The 20,204-nt window shown below is 68.3% G+C and carries 17 protein-coding genes; 7 read left to right on the top strand and 10 right to left on the bottom strand.

All coding sequences use genetic code 11. From position 1 onward, the window contains the following. The first annotated feature begins 80 nt into the window (after positions 1-80). From ACFSCV_RS04440 to ACFSCV_RS04450, 3 genes are all read left to right on the top strand, one after another. Positions 81-767 (top strand): GntR family transcriptional regulator, encoded by a 687-nt coding sequence (locus ACFSCV_RS04440; protein WP_378797368.1) that lies wholly within the window; start codon positions 81-83, stop codon positions 765-767. A gap of 118 nt (positions 768-885) precedes the next feature. After that, a complete protein-coding gene (locus ACFSCV_RS04445) occupies positions 886-2,028 on the top strand; it encodes a BMP family ABC transporter substrate-binding protein (protein WP_378797370.1) in 1,143 nt (380 codons plus the stop codon). After that, positions 2,025-2,459: a GlcG/HbpS family heme-binding protein gene (locus tag ACFSCV_RS04450; RefSeq protein WP_378797372.1), complete on the top strand. Its 435-nt coding sequence runs from the start codon at positions 2,025-2,027 to the stop codon at positions 2,457-2,459. Before ACFSCV_RS04445 ends, ACFSCV_RS04450 begins: the two co-directional genes overlap by 4 nt. On the opposite strand, the gene ACFSCV_RS04455 is transcribed toward ACFSCV_RS04450, so the two are convergent. From ACFSCV_RS04455 to soxR, 8 genes are all read right to left on the bottom strand, one after another. Then, on the bottom strand, positions 2,456-4,399 hold the full coding sequence (locus tag ACFSCV_RS04455; RefSeq protein ID WP_378797374.1) for an AI-2E family transporter: 1,944 nt from the start codon (positions 4,397-4,399) through the stop codon (positions 2,456-2,458). The genes ACFSCV_RS04450 and ACFSCV_RS04455 overlap by 4 nt on opposite strands. A gap of 170 nt (positions 4,400-4,569) precedes the next feature. Beyond that, on the bottom strand, positions 4,570-5,373 hold the full coding sequence (locus ACFSCV_RS04460) for a DUF72 domain-containing protein (RefSeq protein ID WP_378797376.1): 804 nt from the start codon (positions 5,371-5,373) through the stop codon (positions 4,570-4,572). After that, positions 5,373-6,062 carry a phosphoribosylformylglycinamidine synthase subunit PurQ gene (purQ, locus tag ACFSCV_RS04465; protein WP_378797378.1) on the bottom strand — a complete coding sequence of 230 codons (690 nt, stop codon included), beginning with the start codon at positions 6,060-6,062 and terminating at the stop codon, positions 5,373-5,375. The genes ACFSCV_RS04460 and purQ overlap by 1 nt, the downstream gene beginning before the upstream one ends. A 22-nt stretch (positions 6,063-6,084) precedes the next feature. Beyond that, the gene (locus ACFSCV_RS04470; protein WP_378797380.1) at positions 6,085-6,639 is read right to left on the bottom strand and encodes a hypothetical protein; all 555 of its coding nucleotides are present in this window, start codon (positions 6,637-6,639) and stop codon (positions 6,085-6,087) included. Between the two features lie 8 nt (positions 6,640-6,647). Beyond that, complete coding sequence (gene purS, locus ACFSCV_RS04475; protein ID WP_378797382.1) at positions 6,648-6,890, bottom strand: phosphoribosylformylglycinamidine synthase subunit PurS; 243 nt, start codon at positions 6,888-6,890, stop codon at positions 6,648-6,650. A 32-nt stretch (positions 6,891-6,922) separates the two neighbouring features. Beyond that, a complete protein-coding gene (locus ACFSCV_RS04480) occupies positions 6,923-7,504 on the bottom strand; it encodes a hypothetical protein (RefSeq protein ID WP_378797384.1) in 582 nt (193 codons plus the stop codon). Positions 7,505-7,593: 89 nt separating this feature from the next. Next, the gene (purC, locus tag ACFSCV_RS04485) at positions 7,594-8,397 is read right to left on the bottom strand and encodes a phosphoribosylaminoimidazolesuccinocarboxamide synthase (protein WP_378797386.1); all 804 of its coding nucleotides are present in this window, start codon (positions 8,395-8,397) and stop codon (positions 7,594-7,596) included. A 157-nt stretch (positions 8,398-8,554) separates the two neighbouring features. Next, positions 8,555-8,998, bottom strand: a complete 444-nt coding sequence (gene soxR, locus ACFSCV_RS04490; RefSeq protein ID WP_378797388.1) for a redox-sensitive transcriptional activator SoxR — start codon at positions 8,996-8,998, stop codon at positions 8,555-8,557. 78 nt (positions 8,999-9,076) lie between these two features. On the opposite strand from soxR, the gene ACFSCV_RS04495 reads away from it, so the two are divergent. After that, entirely contained in the window at positions 9,077-9,934 is an 858-nt protein-coding gene (locus ACFSCV_RS04495; protein ID WP_378797390.1) for an arylamine N-acetyltransferase family protein, read from the top strand. 62 nt (positions 9,935-9,996) lie between these two features. Here ACFSCV_RS04495 and glgX read toward each other — a convergent pair whose 3' ends face one another. Both glgX and ACFSCV_RS04505 read right to left on the bottom strand, forming a co-directional pair. Further along, a complete protein-coding gene (glgX, locus tag ACFSCV_RS04500; RefSeq protein ID WP_378797392.1) occupies positions 9,997-12,066 on the bottom strand; it encodes a glycogen debranching protein GlgX in 2,070 nt (689 codons plus the stop codon). Between the two features lie 116 nt (positions 12,067-12,182). Next, complete coding sequence (locus ACFSCV_RS04505) at positions 12,183-12,473, bottom strand: DUF2934 domain-containing protein (protein ID WP_378797394.1); 291 nt, start codon at positions 12,471-12,473, stop codon at positions 12,183-12,185. A gap of 114 nt (positions 12,474-12,587) precedes the next feature. Here ACFSCV_RS04505 and ACFSCV_RS04510 point away from each other — a divergent pair, with 114 nt between their 5' ends. The 3 genes from ACFSCV_RS04510 to glgB are packed head-to-tail and all read left to right on the top strand — an operon-like array spanning position 12,588 to position 20,082. After that, positions 12,588-14,588, top strand: coding sequence for an alpha-1,4-glucan--maltose-1-phosphate maltosyltransferase (locus tag ACFSCV_RS04510; protein ID WP_378797396.1), 2,001 nt, complete (start codon positions 12,588-12,590; stop codon positions 14,586-14,588). Further along, on the top strand, positions 14,588-17,899 hold the full coding sequence (gene treS, locus ACFSCV_RS04515; protein WP_378797398.1) for a maltose alpha-D-glucosyltransferase: 3,312 nt from the start codon (positions 14,588-14,590) through the stop codon (positions 17,897-17,899). Before ACFSCV_RS04510 ends, treS begins: the two co-directional genes overlap by 1 nt. Beyond that, positions 17,896-20,082, top strand: coding sequence for a 1,4-alpha-glucan branching protein GlgB (gene glgB / locus ACFSCV_RS04520; RefSeq protein ID WP_378797400.1), 2,187 nt, complete (start codon positions 17,896-17,898; stop codon positions 20,080-20,082). The genes treS and glgB overlap by 4 nt, the downstream gene beginning before the upstream one ends. The last annotated feature ends 122 nt before the right edge of the window (positions 20,083-20,204 follow it).

The following is a 20,204-nucleotide window of genomic DNA, read 5'->3' on the forward strand; positions in this document are numbered from 1 at the left end:
GTTCGGACCGGCGATCGCGTATACGAGACGATTGCGCCGGAGCCGTTGCGGCGCGTGGGGCCGCCGCTTATGCCTGACCCATGTCAGCCTCCAGCCGCGCCGATATCGCCTACCAGTCGCTCCGGCGCGCCATCATAGAACAGGCGGTCAAACCGGGCGCGAAGCTACGCGAGGACGAGATCGGCGGCCATTTCGGGGTGAGCCGCACCATCGTCAGGGCGGCCCTCGCCCGGCTGCACGCGGAGGGGCTCGTCGACGTCAGGCCGAAGCGCACGGCGACGGTCGCGGCTCCCACCGCCGACGAGGCGCGCGCCATCTTCGACGTCCGGCGCTGCCTTGAGCGCGAGGTCGTCGCGATCCTTGCCCGCCGCTGGAGCGCGGCGGCCAAGACCGCCCTTCTCGCCCATATCGACGAGGAGGATGCGGCGGGCCGGCGCGGAGACCACGCCGGGGCCGGCCGTCTCGCCGGCGAGTTCCACATCGTGCTGGCGCGGCTCACCGGCAACGCGCTGCTCGAACGCTACGTCTCGGAAGTGGTGTCGCGGAGTTCGCTGATCCTTGCGGTCCACGGCCGCGCGCACCGGGCGGACTGCTCGACCGCCGAGCACCGCGGCGTCGTCGCGGCTCTGGACGCCGGCGACGAGGAGCGCGCCATGCGGCTGATGGGCGAGCACCTGCACGCGGTCATCGGCCGCGCGCTTCCGGACCAGGCCTCGCAGGAAGAGCCGTCGCTCGCCGCCGTGCTGGCGCGCTACGGAGCGCCATGAGCCGCGGCGCCCAGAAGATGCGCTTACGGCGCCCATATTGTATTCTTGATCATAAAATCATGTATACAATAATGGCCCTCGATCGACGCCGACGGGGCGTCCTGAGCGAGGGCGGAGCATGGCGGATGCAGCAGGGGTGCGGCTCCTCGCGGGCCGGCAGGATCGTCGCGCGTTCCTGAAGCGCAGCGCGGCCGCCGTCGGCGTCGCCGCCACCGGCCTCGGCGCCGGCCGCGCTCTCGCGGCAGGCGAGGTGACGGTCGGAGTGGTCTATGTCGGACCGAAGGACGATTTCGGCTGGAACCAATCGCATGCGGTCGCGATCGACGCGCTGCGCCGGACGCCGAACGTGCGCGTGGTCGAGGAGGAGCGCGTCCCCGAGAGCGTCGACGTCGTCAAGACCATGCAGTCGATGATCGAGATCGACGGCGCCAACCTAATCTTCGGCACCTCGTTCGGCTACTTCAACCCGTTCATGATCGACCTCGCCAAGGCCTATCCGAACGTGCAGTTCCGCCATCCGACCACGCTCTGGAGCGCGGACAAGCATCCGAAGAACCTCGGCGGCTACTTCGCCTCACTCGACCAGGCGCATTACGCGTCCGGCGTCGCGGCCGGGCTGTCTTCGGCGAGCGGCCGGATCGGTTTTGTAGCGGCGAAGCCGATCAGCATCGTGCTGCGCTCGATCAACGAGTTCACGCTCGGCGCGCGAAAATCGAATCCGAACGCGACGGTCCACGTGGTGTTCTCCGGCGACTGGTCCCTGCCGGTGCGCGAGGCCGAGATCACCAACTCGCTGATCGATTCCGGCTGCGACCTCATCGCCTGCCACGTCGACAGCCCCAAGGTGATCGTGCAGACCGCCGAAGGCCGCGGCGTGAAGACCTGCGGCCACAACGCCTCGCAGGCCTCGCTCGCGCCCAAGGGTTTCGTCACCGGCGCGGAGCTCAAATACGAGACCATCTACAAGGGCTTCGCTGAGCTTTTGAGCAAGGGCCAGCCGTTGCCGAACACGCTGGTCGGCGGCTTCGACAAGGACATGGTGCGGCTCACCCCGTTCGGCGCCGGAGCGCCGGAGGCGGCGCGCAAGGCCGCAGAAGCGACGGTCACCGATCTCGCGGCCGGCAAGCCGATCTATGTCGGCCCGATCCGCGACAACAAGGGCGCCGAGATCGTCGCCACCGGCTCCAGCCTCGACAACTACGCGCCCGAACTCGACCAGAAGGCGTTCCTCGTCGAGGGCGTCAAGGGCTCGCTGTCGTGAGCGGACAGCCGCCCGCCATCCGGAGCGCGCCGAAACTGACCCACGCCGGCGCGCTCGCGATGATCGGCGCCGCGGTCGCTCACGCCGAGGCGATCGGAGCGCCGGTGAACGTGGTGATCGTGGACGAGAGCGGCGTCGATCTCGCCATGGCGCGGATGGACGGCGCCAAGTTCCTGTCGATCGAGACCGCCCGGTCCAAGGCGCAGACCTCGGCCTCCCACCGCCGGCCGACGCCGAAAATCCCCCAAGACATCGCAGCTGGCCTCGCCTTCGCCTCGCACGGCCGGATCACGCAGATGGCGGGCGGGCTGCCGATCGTGTTCGACGGCCATTGCATCGGCGGGATCGGGATCGGCTCCGCCTCCGACGACGACGACGTGGCGATCGCGAAAGCGGCGCTGGCCGCCATCGGCGCCGCGACCGAGTTCTAGGCGCGTCGCGCGGCGAGGAGCGCAGGCGCCGTCGGGACTGCGGCGTCGTCGATCAAATCCTGCGACTTGCCCGCCGCGAGGCAGAGCGCCACGACCTCGGGTAGGCTGCGGCCAACCGCGTCGGCGCCAGCCCGGCGCGCGGCGCCGGCGACGGAGTCCTCGCCGCCCCAGCAGCCCAGCACGACGGTCGCGTCCGGCGCGCGGCGGCGAACCCGCCGCACCGCAAGCCTCAGATGCGCCTCGCCCGGAGCGAGCGCCACGATGCAGATCACCAGCCGGCCGGCTTCGCCCGCCGCCGAGACCAGATCGTCGGTCTCGAGCGTGGCCGCGACGTCGTGCTTTTCGAGCACCTGCCGCACCATTCCGGCGGCCGCCTGGTCGATGGCTCCGACCGCGCCGAGACAGCGCACCACCAGCGGTGGCGCTGCGGCGTCGGGCAGCCCCGCCGCGGAGGCGTCGGACGCGGCGCGGTCGATCGCGTCCGCGGCCTCGGCGTCGTCTGTCCGGTCATGTGCGGCGGCGGTCGGATCCTCGTCGTCCCAGGCGTCGAGGTCTTCGACCAGTTCGTCCGCCGCGGCGCGGACGGTCGCGATCCGGCGGTCGTCCAGCGCGCCGCGGACGGCGTCGCGGCTCGCAAGCATCAGGCCCGGCAGCGCCACCTCCTCGTAATAGGCCGAAAGCGAACGCTCGCGCAGGAACTCTTCGGCCTTCTCCGCCGCCTCGGCGGGATCGCCGACCAGCATGCGCTGGTAGAACAATTCGGGCGGCGACAGCGAGGGTCGGTCGCCGAACATCACGTCGAGGAAGCGCAGCGCGTCGACATGGCGCCCGAGCACGACGAGGCAGACCGTCAGCGGCGTCGCCAGAACAAGCCCGATCGGCCCCCACAACGCGGTCCAGAACGTCGCCGCAACCACCACCGCGACCGGCGACAGGCCGGTGCTGCGGCCGAAGGCCAGCGGCTCGATGATGTGGCCGACGATCGGTTCGGTGACGACGAACAGCAGCGCCGTCCAGGCCAGCATGGTCCAGCCGGGGTCGACGGCCGCGGCGAGCGCCATCGGAAAGATCGCCGAGATGATCGCGCCAATGTAGGGGACGAAGCGCAGCACCGTCGCAAGCACGCCCCAGAGCGGCGCGCTCGGCACGCCGATCAGCGCGAGCCCGCAGCCGATCGCGACGCCGAAGGAGACGTTGATCGCAAGCTGGGTCAGCAGCAGCCGGCTCAGCCGCTTGGCGGCGTCATCGAGGGCGGCGGTGGTGCGCTGGATGTCGTTGGCGCCGGCGAGGCTCATCAGCCGGTTCCGCAGGTCCTCGCGCTGCAGCAGAATGAAGATCACGAAGATCAGCACGATGCCCGTGGTCGCGAGCGGATGGATCAGCGGCTCGATGATCGCCTGCAGGTTCTGCAGCGGGGTCGGCGTGGGGGTGCGGATCTCGACCGGCATCGGCCGTTCCGCCTCGGCGTTCGTGGGCTTTCCGTCGGGGCCTATGGTCCGGCCCTCCGGCTGCGGCGCGTTCAGCTCCTGCCCGAGGCTCTGGAGCAGCTCCGCGGCGCGCTCCAGCGTGCGGCTGCCGCCGGTGATCTCGCGGAGCGACTGCGCCTTCTCCCGCATGGTCGACTGGTACTGCGGCAGGTCGGCCGCGAGTTGTCCGACCTGACCCGCGATCAAGGCGGACAGGCCGAACAGCGCCAGGAAGGCGAGCAGCGTGACGCTCACGACCGCCGGCGTCCGCGGCGCGCCGAGCCGGCGGGCCCTGCTGACCAGCGGCGCCAGCACGAAGCTCAGCAGCAGCGCAAGCGCGAGCGGGATGAGCAGGTCGCGTCCCACATAGAGCACGCCCACCACGATCACGCCGATGATCGCGGCTGACGCCGCGCTTACGAGCGGCCCGGAAGGTTCGAACCCCCTTCCGTGCGTGTCCGACGCATCCGCCATTTTCGGCACATCCCCCAACGCGGTTCGATTTCCGCCGCGCACACGCCCTCAGGGCATCGAACGCGCGGCGCGCCGCGTCGTTCCCGCCCGAACGAGGCGGGTGGCGGAAGGATGAAGAAAGCATGACGTTTGGCCGGGCGTCGGCGCAGTCGTTCGGCCGCCGGCAGGGATCAGCCTCGCAGACGCGCGATCGTCGCCTGCGCGGCGGCGGGGTTCCGCACCTTGGCGCCCGAGATGAAGAAGGCGTAGACGTCACGCGGCCGCGCCGGCGCCTTGGCCGCAAGCGTGGGAAGGTCTTTTGGCGTCTCGCCCTTGGCGTAGGCCGCGAGTCGCTTCGCCCAGGCGTCCAGTTCTTCCTCGGCGTAACCGGTCTCAACCTTCTCCTGCGCACGCTCCAGCCGCAGGTAGACGAAGTCCGCGGTCGGGTCCGCGATCATCGGATGGTCGGGGTCGTCGAGGACGACCTGCGCCACGCCGGCGTCGGCCGCGCGCAGCATGTCCACGAAGCGCGGATCGCCGAAGCTCTCGTGACGCGCCTCGACCGCATGACGCAGCCTGACGCCGTGGCGCTCGACCGGAAGCAGCTTCAGGAAGCCGCCGAGGTCGTCCGGATCGAAGCGCTTGGTCGCGGGCAGCTGCCAGAGGATCGGGCCGAGCTTCGCGCCCAGCTCCGTCACGCCGCCGTCGAGGAAGCGCGCGACCGATTCAGCGCCCTCCGCGAGCACACGGCGCTGCGTCGCGAAACGCGGCCCCTTGACCGCGAACACGAAGTCGTCCGGCGTCTCCGCCGCCCATTTGCGAAAGCTCTCGGGCTTCTGCGCGCCGTAGAAGGTGGCGTTGATCTCGATCGCGGTCAGGCGTTCCGCGGCGTAGGCGAGCTCGCGCTTTTGGGGCAGGCCGTCGGGGTAGAACGCGCCGCGCCAAGGCTCGTACGTCCAGCCACCGATCCCGACCCGGATCGCGCCGGCCGCCATCACGCCGCCTTCGCGAGCCCTGCGAACATCGCGAGGCCGTCCACGCCTCCGACGGCCGCGTCGATCAGGTTCTCGGGATGGGGCATCATGCCGAGAACGTTCAGCTTCTCGGAATAGACGCCGGCGATGTCGTTGATCGAGCCATTGGCGTTGGCGGAGCCGCCGACGTTTCCTCCGGCGTCGCAGTAGCGGAACGCCGCCAGCCCCTCGCCCTCGATCCGCGCGATGGTCTCGGGGTCGGCGAAGTAGTTGCCCTCGCCGTGGGCGCAGATGACCTCGATCACCTGGCCGGGCTTGTACCCGCTCGTGAAGCGGGTGTCGGCGCGCTCGACCTTGAGATGTTGGGTCTTGCAGATGAAGCGCAGGCCCTTGTTGCGGGTCAGGATGCCCGGCAGCAGCCCGCTCTCAACCAGGATCTGGAAGCCGTTGCAGATGCCGAGGACATGGCCGCCGCGGGCGGCGTGGGCGCGCACCGCGTCCATGACAGGCGCCCGCGCCGCGATCGCGCCGCAGCGGAGATAATCGCCATAGGAGAAGCCGCCCGGCAGCACGACGAGGTCCGTGCCGTCGGGAAGCTCGGTCTCCGCGTGCCAGACCATGGCGGGCGCCTTGCCGGAGCCCGCCTTCAACGCCGCCGCGACGTCACGCTCGCGGTTGGAGCCGGGAAAGACGATGACGGCGGCGTTCATGGCCCGAGGTCCTCGAAGAGCGCTACTGCGTGATGTGGACCGAGGCGAGCAGTGCCTCGATCTTCGGCTGGTGCGCCGCCCAGCTCTCGGACGGCGTCACGCAGTTGAAGGCCACGTCGTAGCCTTTCGCGGCGACGAGGAACAGCCCGAAGCGCAGATTGCCGGGCGCGCCCTCGGCCTTCAGCTCGGCCCAGTGCCCCGAGTTTGGCCCGAAGCGCCTGGGCGTGAACGGAGCGACGTAGTCCGTCTTGAACTCTTTCGGCGCGTTGGCGAGCACGCCGTCGCCGAAGGCCTTGGCGGTCTCGTCCGGCAGGGTCACGCCCGGCCGCGCCTTCTCGTCGGCCCGCGTCTGAATGGTGCAGAACACGCGCTCGCCGCCGCAGGCCTTGTCGACGCATTTCACGCCGATCTGGCGCACGGTCTGGAACTTCTCCCAGTTGGTGCCGTCCGGCAGAAGCCGGAACGAGCCGTTGGGGCCGATGATGTCGGGAACGCCCTGCGCGGAAGCCGCGCCGGCGGCGAGCAGGAGGGCCGCCGCGACGGCGAGGCCGCGCGCGACGCTTGAGCTTTCGGTCATGATCGGGATCACCCCGCGATGTCGTAGCGATAGCTCTCGATGACGGTGTTCGCGAGCAGCTTTTCGCACATGGCTTTCAGCGTGGCCTCGGCCTCGGCGCGGTCCTCGGTCGCGAGCTCGACGTCGAACAGCTTGCCCTGGCGCACGCTCTCGACGCCTGCGACGCCGAGGGAGCCGAGCGCTCCCTCGATCGCCTTGCCCTGAGGATCCAGAACCCCGTTCTTGAGGGTGACGGTGACGCGCGCCTTCATGACCGGGAGAACCTCGCTGGCGGTGGAGCGGACTACAATGTGGCGTCCAGCGCCTGCGCGATCTTCGCGGCGCTGTCGTCCCGCAGCTTGAGAGCAGCGCTCTCGCCCTTCGTCAACACCTGAACCGCCATCAGCCGCTTCGCCTTGGCGTCGAAAATCGTCGCCATCACGGCGGAGGAGCCGTCCGGGCAGCCTCCCGAGCTGTCGATCTGGACCCGGCTGTCGCTCAGCTTCTTGACGTCGTAGGTCTTGAACGCGCAGCCCGTGGCCTTCATCGACTCCTCGTTGCCGTACTTGAAGCTCGGGAGCGCGCCATTCGGATCGGCGACGATCTTCTTGAGGTAGTCGTCGCTCGGCTTGGCCGCGCTGACCCCGAGCACGCCGCGGCCGCCGCAGCTGTCCTTGTCGCAGACATAGGTCACGCTCTCGCCGGTGGACGAGTGCTTGGTCCACCCGGAGCCGACGTCGCCTAGCACCTTCTCGATGTTGATGGACGGCCCCGCATCGTCGGCCTCCGCCGCGGCGGGCGCGGGAGCCGGCGCTTGCGCGGCGACGGAGCCGGCGAACGCCATGAAGCCGGCGGCGAGCGCCAGAGCCCTGATCTTTATGGGCATATTATTATCCTCCCTTCCGAAACGAAGACGCCCCGCTCGGGGGAGCGGGGCGTCGGCAGTTCTATGAACGCGGCGTCAGTTCGGCGCCATCAGTCTTTCGACGTCACGAGCACAGGCCCGCGGCCGCTCGGAGCCTCGGACTCCGGCAGGATGCCGAGCCGGCGCGCCACCTCGGAATAGGCCTCCACCAGGCCGCCCATGTCGCGACGGAAGCGGTCCTTGTCGAGCTTGTCGTTCGACTTGATGTCCCAGAGACGGCACGAGTCGGGGCTGATCTCGTCGGCGACGACGATGCGCACCGTGTCGTTCTCCCAGAGGCGGCCGGTCTCCATCTTGAAATCGACGAGTCGGATGCCGACGCCGAGGAACAGGCCGGACAGGAAGTCGTTGACGCGGATGGCGAGCGCCATGATGTCGTCGATCTCCTGCGGGCTCGCCCACCCGAAAGCGGTGACGTGCTCCTCGGAGACCATCGGGTCGTTCAGGGCGTCGTTCTTGTAATAGAACTCGATGATCGAGCGCGGCAGCTGGGTGCCCTCCTCGATCCCGAGCTTCTGCGCCAGCGAGCCGGCGGCGACGTTGCGCACCACGACCTCGAGCGGAATGATCTCGACTTCGCGGATGAGCTGCTCGCGCATGTTCAGCCGACGGATGAAATGCGTCGGCACGCCGATGTCGTTGAGGTTCTGGAAGACGAACTCGGAAATCCGGTTGTTCAGGACGCCCTTTCCGTCGATCACCTCGTGCTTTTTGGCGTTGAAGGCGGTGGCGTCGTCCTTGAAGTGCTGGATCAACGTGCCGGGCTCCGGTCCTTCATAGAGGACCTTCGCCTTGCCTTCATAGATGCGGCGGCGGCGGTTCATCGGCGTATACCGTGGCTTGAGGAAATCCATATCACCTGCCGGTTTTTCGTGTCTGACCGGATGGTCGTCGGTCCGGCGGCGCGCAGGAATCGGCCGTCCCCGTCCGGACGGAGACGCCATGCGCGCGGCCGGACCCTAGCCGATCAGGGGGGCAAGCACAACGAGCGCGGCGGCGGAGCCGTCGCGTTCAGAGGGGGTCCAGCAGCCGCGGGCCGGGACCCTCGCGAGACCGGACGTCGTCGGGATTGCGCAACGGGCAATCGGGCGCCGTCAGGCAACCGCACCCGATGCAGCCGTCAAGTTCGTCGCGTAGCCGGGTGAGCCGTGCGATGCGGTCGTCGAGCTCCCCGCGCCAGGCGGCGGACAGCGCGCGCCAATCCGCCGCCGTCGGCGCGCCGTCCCGCGGCAACGCCTGCAGGGCCTCGCCGATCTTCGCGAGCGGGACGCCGAGCCGCTGGGCGACCTTGATGATCGCGACGCGGCGCAGGATCTCGCGAGCGAACCTCCGCTGATTGCCTTCGCTCCTGCGGCTCCGGATCAACCCCTGGGCTTCGTAGAAATGCAGCGTCGACACCGCGACGCCGCTGCGGCGGGCGACCTCGCCCACGCTCATGTCCCGCGCCGCGACCATCGTCGCCCTCTTGACCTCAACCTTACTTGAGGTTTTATAGCCTTGCTCCTGCGCATCGACAAGCTGGGAGCTCCGCTCATGTCCGCCCTCTTCCTCACCCCGCCCGCGCCCAGCGCCGAGCTTCTCTCGCCAGACGAGGTCGATCTCGACGCCTATTTCACGCGGATCGGTTATCGGGGGCCGCTCACGCCCTCGCATGAGACGCTCGCCGCCCTCCAGCGCGCGCATCTCGCCGCGATCCCGTTCGAGGCGATCGACGTCGCGCTCGGTCGCGTCGTCGACATCGCGCCCGTGGCGATCGACCGGAAACTGATCGCAGCCCGGCGCGGCGGCTTCTGCTACGAGCAGAATGGGCTGTTCCAACGGGTGCTCAGCGCGCTCGGATTCGAGGTCCGTGGACTGCTGGCCCGCGTGCTTCTCGGTCGAGCCGACGACGAACTCGCCGGCCGCACCCACAGGACGCTGCGCGTCACCGTCGAGGGCCAGCCCTATCTCGTGGACGTCGGGTTCGGCGCCATGGTTCCTCCCGAACCGCTTCGGCTCGACGATCCCCGGCCGCAGGAGACGGCGCATGAGCCCTGGCGGATCACGTCGTCCAGAGGAATCACCCGGGTCCTCGCCATGACCGAAGACGGGTGGTCGCCGATGTACGAGTTCTCGGACGAAGCGCACACGACGGCGGACTATGTGATCGCGAACTGGTTCACCTGCACCCACCCCTCGTCGTTCTTCCGCCGGTTTCTGGTGGCCGCGCGGATCGCCCCCGAGGCCCGCTTCGCGCTCATGGACCGTCGGCTGACGATCCGCCGCCCCGGTGCTGCTCCGGAGCGTCACATGCTCGGCGCCGGTGATCTCGAGCGCGTGCTGTCGGATACGTTCAAGCTGATGGTGGAGCCGAACTGGCGGCCCCTCCTGGAGCGGGCCGCGAAGACCTGAACCGATGAGGGGGCGACGGCGGAGCGGCTTCGGAGAAGCTCCGCCGTCGCGGAAACCGAAAGCTACTCCAGCAGCAGCAGCGAGCGTCCGGCGACGTCAAAGGCTTGGCCGCCGGCGAGCCCGCGAGGTTCGTCCTCCGGGGCGGCGGTGTCGATCAAGGCCGACCATTCGGCGCCGCCGTCACGTTCGGGCAGGGTGAACGGCACCGCGCCGTCATGGGCGTTGAAGATGAGGATGACCTCGTCGCCCTCCGTCTTCAGCTTCAGACCGATGCAGTCGGCGTTCCCGTCGCCCCATTGCTCGGGGGTCTGCTCGCCGCCGCCGGGATTCAGCCACGTCACCTCCATGCCGTCGCGGAAGCTCGCGCGGCGCAGGATCGGCCGCTCGGCCCGCAGCGCCGTGAGGCGCTTGGTGAAAGCGAGCAGCTTCTCGTTGTTCTCGTTGAGGTCCCAGTGGACCCACGAGATTTCGCTGTCCTGGCAGTAGCCGTTGTTGTTGCCGCCCTGAGTGCGGCCGAACTCGTCGCCCGCAAGGATCATGGGCGTGCCGTGGGAGAACAGCAGGGTCGCCAGGAAGTTGCGCTTCTGCCGTTCGCGCGTGGCGACGATCCCCTCGTCGTCGGTCTCGCCTTCGACGCCGTAGTTGTAGCTGCGGTTGTCGGAATGGCCGTCCTTGCCGTCCTCGCCGTTCGCCTCGTTGTGCTTCTCGTTGTAGGTGACGACGTCGTGCAGCGTGAAGCCGTCATGGGCGGTGACGAAGTTCACGCCCGCCCAAGGCCGACGCCCCTGCCGGTCGTAGATGTCGCCGGAGCCGGTGACGCGCGCGGCGAAGTCGCCGAGATGGCCGGCGCCCGCCTTCCAGTAGTCGCGGACGTTGTCGCGGTACTTGTCGTTCCATTCCGCCCATCCCGGCGGGAAGCCGCCGACCTGGTAGCCGCCGGGGCCGATGTCCCAGGGCTCGCCCACCAGCTTCACTTTGCGCAGAACGGGATCCTGCCCAATGGCGTCGAAGAAGCCCGAGCGCGCGTCGAAGCCGTAGGTCTCGCGGCCGAGAATGGTGCCAAGGTCGAAGCGGAAGCCGTCGACATGCATCTCCTCGACCCAGTAGCGCAGACTGTCCATCACCATCTGCAGCACGCGCGGATGGCTGATGTTGACAGTGTTCCCGGTGCCGGTGTCGTTGATGTAGTAGCGGTGATTGTCGGGCAGCGTACGGTAATAGCTCAGGTTGTCGATGCCCTTGAACGACAGCGTCGGCCCGAGTTCGTTGCCCTCGGCGGTGTGGTTGTAGACGACGTCGAGGATCACCTCGAGGCCGGCGTTGTGGAGTGCGCGGACCATGTGCTTGAAGCTCGCGAGCTTGGCCCGGCCGGATTTCGAAGGGTCCCCGGCGTAGCGCCCCATCGGCGCGAAGAAGCCGATGGTGTTGTAACCCCAGAAGTTCTTAAGGCCCTTGCCCTCGAGGTGCTGGTCGTCGAGGAAGGCGTGGACCGGCAACAGCTCGACCGAGGTGACGCCGAGCGCCTTGATGTGGTCGATGACCTCCTTCTGGGCGAGACCGTCGAAGGTGCCGCGCAGCCCCTCGGGCACCGCCGGATGCAGCATGGTGTAGCCGCGGACGTGGGTCTCGTAGAACACCGTCTTGTCCCACGGGATGTCCGGCTTGGTGTCGCGCGTCCAGTCGAAGGCTGTGTCGGCCACCTCGCATTTCGGCGTGAACGGCGCACTGTCGCGCTCGTCGAAGGTCAGGTCCTTGTCCGCCGCGTGGAGATCGTAGGCGAAATGAGCCTCGTTCCACTCGATCGAGCCGATCAGGCTCTTGGCGTAGGGGTCGATCAGCAGCTTGTTGGGATTGAAACGGTGCCCCTCTTCGGGGCGGAACGGCCCGTGAACGCGGTAGCCGTAAATCTGGCCGGGGTGCACGCCGTCGAGATACCCGTGCCAGACCTCGTCCGTATATTCGGGCAACGTGATCCGCTCGACCTCGTTCTGCTTGTCGTCGAACAAGCAAAGCTCGACCCGCTCCGCATGGGCTGAGAACAAGGCGAAGTTCGTGCCCGCTCCGTCGAACGTCGCGCCGAGCGGGTACGGCCGCCCAGCCTCGGCCCGGCGGTTCGTCTTGATATCGCCCATGTAACTGTCGCCTCGCCTGAAAGCGGACCATGAAGCCCGCGTGGTCCCGCCATCACAACGGCGGGGCACGACCGGCGTTCCAGCATGATCATTCGCTCAGAAGAGGAAACGGCGCCTCATTCCTTCGCCGCTTTGGGTTTTTTCGCCTTTTTCGGCTTCGGGGCGACGACCGGCGCGGACGCCGCCGCTTCGGCCGCAGCGCGCTTGGCGGCCAGCCCCTTGAGAATCTTGGCCCGCTGGGCGTTAGACATCGTCTTCTTCTTTTTCGGCGGCGCGGGCGGCGTCTCCTGTGCGGCGTAGCGCCGCTCCGCCTCGATCCAGTGGTCGCCGTCGCGTCCTTCCGGCCGGCCTTCCTCTTCCCAGATCCGGTAAGCAAGCTCGCTGATCCGCGCGTCCCGATCGCTCATGCTCCGCTCCTTTCGCTCACCCCGCGGGGTTGTCGGACACAACCGCTGACCGACCTATGGGTCCGCTGATGCGAGCCCACAGCCGTCACACACCGATTGAACGCGGAGAGACGCATGACCGACGCCCCCCTCGACGCCATCGAAGCCGCCCGCCGGCCCAGGATTGCGATCGAGGCGGTCTCCCCGACCGTCGACGGAGGGCGTTTTCCGGTCAAAACGGTAATCGGGCGCGCCATCGTGGTCGAGGCCGACGTGTTCGCCGACGGCCACGAAGTTCTGCGCGCCGAAGTCGTCTGGCGCCCCCGCGGCGAAGGCGATTGGCGCCGCGCCCCGATGGCCGAACTGCCGAACGACCGTTGGCGCGCCGCATTCACGCCCGAAGCGATCGGGCGGCACGAGTTCGCCGTCGAGGCGTGGTGGGACGACTTCGGCACGTTCCGCCGCGATCTGACGAAGAAGCGGGAGGCCGGGCTCGACGTCGCTCTGGAAACCGACGAAGGCCTGATTTTGCTTGAGGAAATCGCCTCGACCGCGCCTCAGCAGGCGGCGAAGGCGCTAGCGGACATCATCCTGGCCACCCGGGCGCTTGGCGTCTCCGATCGCGTCGCGGCTCTGCTGTCGCCGGAGACGCACGCCGCCGTCGAGGCCGCCGGCCACCGCGCGTTCCTGACGCGGAGCGCCGCCTACGGACTCGAAGTGGACCGGGTCCAGGCCGCCTTCGCGAGCTGGTACGAGCTTTTCCCGCGCTCCGAGAGCGGCGATCCGACGCGGCACGGCACCTTCCGCGACGTCATCCGCCGCCTGCCGCAGATCCGCGACATGGGCTTCGACGTGCTCTACTTCCCGCCGATCCACCCGATCGGCAAGACCAACCGCAAGGGCCCGAACAACACGCTGACGCCCGGCCCCAACGACGTCGGCAGCCCCTATGCGATCGGCTCGCCCGACGGCGGCCACGACGCGCTGCACCCCGAACTCGGATCGCTCGAGGACTTCCGGGCGCTGGTCGCCGCGGCGGCGGACAACGGCCTGGAGATCGCGCTCGACTTCGCCATCCAGTGCTCGCCGGATCACCCCTGGCTCAAGGAGAATCCGGGCTGGTTCAAGTGGCGGCCGGACGGCTCGATGAAGTACGCGGAGAACCCGCCGAAGAAGTATCAGGACATCGTCAACGTCGACTTCTACGGACCCGACGCCGTTCCCGGGCTGTGGGTCGCCCTCCGCGACGTCGTGCTGTTTTGGGCGTCGGAGGGCGTGAAGACGTTCCGTGTGGACAATCCCCACACCAAGGCGTTCCCGTTCTGGGAATGGATGATCGAAGAGGTGAAGCTCGAGCATCCCGACGCCATCTTCCTGTCGGAGGCGTTCACCCGACCGAAGGTGATGTATCGGCTGGCGAAGCTCGGCTATTCGCAGTCCTACACCTACTTCACCTGGCGCAACCACAAGGCCGAGATCACGGAGTACCTGACGGAGCTGACCACCACGGCGCCGAAGGACTTTTTCCGCCCGCATTTCTTCGTCAACACGCCGGACATCAACCCTTATTTCCTACAGACGTCCGGCCGCGCCGGCTTCCTGATCCGCGCAGCGCTCGCGACCACGCTTTCGGGCCTGTGGGGCATGTACAACGGCTTCGAGATCTGCGAGAGCGCGCCGCTCCCGGGCAAGGAAGAGTATCTCGACAGCGAGAAGTACGAGATCCGCATCCGCAACTGGGCGCAGGCCGGCAACATCATCCCGGAGATCACGCGGCTCAACCGCATCCGGAAGGAAAACCCGGCCCTGCACAGCCATCTCGGCGTGCGGTTCTACAACTGCTTCGACGATCACGTGCTCTACTACGGCAAGCCGCGCTTCGCCGAGGACGGCTCCGGCCGGATCGAGGACATGGTGCTCGTGTTCGTGAACCTCGACCCGTTCACGGTGAAAAACGCGCCTTATGAAGTTCCGCTGTGGGAGTTTGGCCTCCCCGACCACGGCGCGATCGCGGTCGAGGACCTGATGCGCGGCAACCGGTTCACGCTGACCGGCAAAGAGCAGTGGATCCACCTTAATCCGAACGAACTGCCGTTCCACGTCTGGCGGCTGACGAACCTGTCGGGAGTAGCCTGATGAACGCCCCTGTCGCCCACGCGGACCTCAAGGAGCCCAGCGGAACCGTCGTGTCGCGCGAGGGGATAGACCCGACGTGGTACAAGGACGCGATCATCTACCAGTTGCACGTGAAGTCGTTTTTCGATTCGAACGGCGACGGCATCGGCGACTTTCCGGGCCTGATCTCCAAGCTCGACTACATCGCCGACCTCGGCGTGAGCGTGATCTGGCTGCTGCCGTTCTATCCGAGCCCCCGCCTCGACGACGGCTACGACATCTCCGAATACAAGGACGTCTCGCCGGACTATGGCACGCTCGCCGACGTGAAGCGCTTCATCCACGAGGCGCACAAGCGCGGCCTGAAGGTGATCTCCGAACTGGTCATCAACCACACCTCCGACCAGCATCCGTGGTTCCAGCGCGCGCGCAGGGCGAAGAAGGGCTCGGCGCACCGCAACTTCTACGTCTGGTCGGACGACGACACGCTCTATTCCGGCACCCGGATCATCTTCCTCGACACCGAACGCTCGAACTGGACCTGGGACCCGGTCGCCGGACAATACTTCTGGCACCGGTTCTACAGCCACCAGCCCGATCTGAACTTCGACAACCCGCAGGTGCTGAAGGCGGTCTTCGGGGTGATGAAGTTCTGGCTCGACCTCGGCATCGACGGCCTACGCCTCGACGCGGTGCCGTATCTGATCGAGCGCGACGGCACTTCGAACGAGAACCTGCCGGAAACCCACGACATCCTGAAGAAGATCAGGGCCGAGCTCGACCGGACCTATCCCGACCGCTTCCTGATCGCCGAAGCCAACATGTGGCCGGAGGACACCAAGGACTATTTCGGCGAGGGCGACGAATGCCACATGGCGTTCCACTTCCCGCTGATGCCGCGCATGTACATGTCGATCGCGCGTGAGGACCGTTTCCCGATCACCGACATCATGCGGCAGACGCCGTCGATCCCGGACAACTGCCAGTGGGCGATCTTCCTGCGCAACCATGACGAGCTGACGCTCGAGATGGTGACGGACAAGGAACGCGATTACCTCTGGAACACCTACGCCTCGGACAAGCGGGCGCGGATCAATCTGGGCATCCGCCGGCGGCTCGCTCCGCTGATGGAGCGCGACCGCCGCCGCATCGAGCTGATGAACGCGCTGCTGCTGTCGATGCCCGGAACGCCCGTGATCTACTACGGCGACGAGATCGGCATGGGCGACAACATCCACCTCGGCGACCGCGACGGCGTCCGCACTCCGATGCAATGGTCGATCGACCGCAACGGCGGCTTCTCGCGCGCCGATTTCGCGTCGAACGTGCTGCCGCCGATCATGGACCCGCTCTACGGCTATTACGCCGTGAACGTCGAAGCGCAGGCGCGGGACCCGCACTCGCTGCTGAACTGGACCCGCCGCATGCTTGCGACGCGCCGGCAGCACGCGGCCTTCGGCCGAGGAACGATCCGCTTCCTGTTCCCGTCGAACCGCCGCATCCTCGCCTATCTGCGCGAGCATGAGGGCGAGACGATCCTTTGCGTCGCCAACATGGGGCGCAGCCCGCAGGCGGTCGAGCTGGAGCTGTCCGAGTTCGAGGGCCGCGTGCCCGTCGAGCTGACGGCCGGCTCGGTGTTTCCGCCAATCGGCCAGCTCACCTACCTGCTGACGCTGCCGCCCTACGGCTTCTACTGGTTCGTGCTGACGACCGCGCAGGCCGCGCCGGCCTGGCACACGCCGGCGCCGGAGCCGCTGCCCGACTACGTCACGCTGGTGCTGCGCGCCGGCGTCGACGACGCCATGCAGACCGAGGCGCGCAAGACGCTCGAGACGGCGGTGCTGCCGGCCTATCTCGCCAAGCGCCGCTGGTTCTCAGGGAAGGACCAGAAGCAGATTCTTCCGCGCATCAAGTCGCTGACCCGCCTGCCGTCGCGTGGGCAGGACATCGCGCTCGTGGAGGTGGAGGTTACCGGCGGCGCGGAGCCGACCCGGTGGCTGCTGCCGCTGGCGGTCGTGTCCGAGGATGAGACGCTTACGGCTCTGCCGAGCCGGCTCGCCCTGGCGCGCGTCCGCAAGGGCCGCGAGGTGCACCTGCTGACCGACGCCTTCGCCCTGCCGAGCTTCGCCTTCGCGATCGCCCGCGCGCTCAAGGACGGTTCGGCGATCCCGACCGCAAACGGCGAGGTCCGGTTCGAGAAGGCGGAGGGCGTCGAGATCCCGGCGCTCCCGGACGACGCAGAGATCCTCTGGCTGTCCGCGGAGCAGTCGAACTCGTCGCTGATCGCCGGCGACCTCATGATGATCAAGCTGCTGCGCAAGATCGCCCCCGGACGCCACCCGGAAGCGGAGATGGGCCGCTACCTCACCGAACAGGGCTACGCCGCCTCGGCGACGTTCCTCGGCGAGATGGTGCGCGTCGACGCCGACGGGCAGCGCGCCACCCTCGCGATCATCCAGGGCTATGTGCGCAACCAAGGCGACGCCTGGAGCTGGACGCTCGACCATCTCACCCGCGCGCTGGACGACTTCGGCGCCCGCGGCGGCGGCGCGATGTCGGACGACTACCGCTTCGGCGAGTTCACCGAGTTCGCCGCGACGCTCGGCACGCGGCTCGGCGAACTGCACGCGACACTTGCGCGGCCGAGCGAGAACCCCGACTTCGACCCGCACCCGGCGACAACCGCAGATGTCGAAAGCTGGAAGGCGCGCGCGCTTTCCCTGATCGACGATGCGTTCCACGCTCTGCAGGCGAAGCCGGGCTGGGACGTCGAGGAGCAAGGCCGGCGCGCGACCTCGCTGGTCGCGCGGAAGAGCGCGCTCGTCTCCGCGATCGGTCGCCTCGCCGATGCAGGTGTCGGGACGACTGTCAGCCGCATCCACGGCGACCTGCATCTCGGCCAGATTCTCGTCGCGAGCGGCGACGTCGTGTTCATCGACTTCGAGGGCGAGCCCGCGCGGCCGCTCGACGAACGCCGCGCCAAGGCGAGCCCGCTCCGCGATGTCGCGGGCGTCATGCGCTCGTTCGATTACGCCGCGGCGATGGTCGGGCGGAACGAACAGGCGTCCGCCCATGTGGGAGGACAGCGGCGCGACGACTTCCTGGAGCGTTTCCGCGCCGACGCCGAAGAGGCGTTCCTGTCCGCCTACCGCACCAGCATCGAGGCCGCCGGCGGCGGCGTCTCGACGGAGCTTCTCGACATGTTCCTCATCGAGAAGGCGGCCTACGAGATCGCCTATGAGGCGGCGAACCGGCCGGCCTGGATCGACGTTCCGCTCGGAGGCCTGCACGCGCTCGCCGCTCGGCTGGCGCCCGAAGGAGATTCCGCATGACGCTCACGACTACGCTCGACCGCGCGACGCTGGAAGCTCTGGCGCATGGGACGCATGCCGATCCGTTCGCGGCGCTTGGGCGCCGTGACGACGGCGCCGGCCCCTATGTGCGCGCCGTGCTGCCGGGCGCCGAGGCCGCCGAGGTCGTGGCGCGCTCGGACGGCGCCGTGGTCGGAACGCTCGCCGAGATCGACGGCTCGGGCGTGTTCGAAGGGCCGGTGCGCGGCGTCGACCCGTACCTTCTGCGCGTGACCTGGCCGGGCGGCGTGGTCCACGAATCCGAAGACCCCTACTCCTTCGGACTTCTGCTTGGCGATCTTGACCTGCATCTGCTGGGCGAGAGCCGCCATTTCGAGCTCGCGTCCGCGCTCGGCGCGAACGCGCTGACGATCGACGGGGTCGCGGGCGTCCGCTTCGCGGTCTGGGCGCCGAACGCGCGCCGGGTCGCGGTCGTCGGCGACTTCAACGCCTGGGACAGCCGCCGCCATCCCATGCGGCTGCGCCATCCTTCGGGCGTGTGGGAGCTGTTTGTCCCCCGCATCGGGCCGGGCGAACGCTACAAATACGCGATCATCGGAGCCGATGGCGCGAGGCTGCCGGACAAGGCCGACCCCGTCGCCCGCGCGAGCGAGAAGGCGCCGGCCACGGCCTCCGTCGTCGCCTCGACGGAGCCTTATGTCTGGACTGACGGCGACTGGCTCGCCGGGCGCGCCGCACGCCATCGGCCGGACGCGCCGCTGTCGTTCTACGAGGTCCATCTTGGATCGTGGATGAAGCCCGACGGCCGCGAAGTCGACTGGGCGTTCGCGGCGGAGAAGCTCATTCCGTATATCGCGGGCATGGGCTTTACCCATCTGGAGCTGCTGCCGGTCAGCGAGCATCCGTTTGGCGGATCGTGGGGCTACCAGCCGCTCGGCCTGTTCGCGCCGACCGCCCGCTACGGCGCGCCGGAGGACTTCGCGCGCTTCGTCGACGCCGCCCACGCGGCGGGCGTCGGCGTGGTGGTCGACTGGGTACCGGCCCACTTCCCGACCGACGACCACGGCCTCTACCGCTTCGACGGCACCGCGCTCTACGAGCACGCCGATCCTCGCGAAGGCTTCCACGTCGACTGGAACACCGCGATCTACAATTTCGGCCGCAAGGAGGTGCAGAACTACCTGATCGCGAGCGCGCTGCACTGGATCGAGGTCTTTCACGTCGACGGCCTGCGCGTCGACGCCGTCGCCTCGATGCTCTACCGCGACTACTCGCGCAACGCCGGGGAGTGGATTCCGAACCAGTATGGCGGGCGCGAGAACCTCGAGGCGGTTCAGTTCCTGCAGCATTTGAACGCAGTGGTGCGGGAGCGCGCGCCCGGCGCGATCATGGTGGCGGAAGAGTCGACCGCCTGGCCCGGCGTCACGCGCCCGACCGAAGAGGGCGGCCTCGGCTTCCATTACAAGTGGAACATGGGCTGGATGCACGACACGCTCCATTACATGGAGCAGAACCCGATCTACCGTCAGTACAATCATGACGGGATCACCTTCGGGCTGGTCTACGCCTTCTCCGAGAAGTTCGTTCTCCCGCTCAGCCATGATGAAGTCGTGCACGGCAAAGGCTCGCTGCTGGGCAAGATGCCGGGCGACGCCTGGCAGAAGCTCGCCAACCTGCGCGCCCTGTTCGGGCTGATGTGGACCCATCCCGGCAAGAAGCTGCTGTTCATGGGCGGCGAGGTCGCGCAGGGGCGCGAATGGAACCATGACGATCAGGTCGACTGGGGTCTGCTCGACGACCCCGGCCATGCCGGCGTCCAGCGGCTGATCCGCGACCTCAACCGCATCTACGTCGGCGATCCCGCCCTCCATGGGCGCGACGCGGAGCCCGAGGGCTTCCGCTGGGTCATCGGCGACGACCGCGCCAACTCCGTGTTCGCGTTCCTACGCCTCGGCCCGGAGGGAACGCCGCCGGTGCTCGTCGTGGCCAACCTGACGCCGGTGCCCCGCAGCGACTATCGCGTCGGCGTGCCGGCCGCGGGGTTCTGGAGCGAGATCGTCAACACCGACTCCAACCTCTATGGCGGATCCAACCTCGGCAACGGCGGCGGCGTGGCGACGACCGAGGTCGAAAGCCATGGCGAGGCGCAGTCGCTGCTGCTGACGCTGCCGCCGCTCGCGGTGGTCGCCCTGCGGCTCGCCTGAGCCCTGCCTCGCGGGGGCGCGACCTCGTGTCCCGCCGATCCGCCGCGACCGACGGTGATCCGCGCGCCAGAATGAGGCGGACAGGATCGCGCCGATTACGCGGTCGGGCGCGTCCGCGCTAA

Origin of the sequence: Methylopila henanensis, from assembly GCF_042681025.1 — a bacterium.
Lineage (GTDB): Bacteria > Pseudomonadota > Alphaproteobacteria > Rhizobiales > Methylopilaceae > Methylopila > Methylopila henanensis.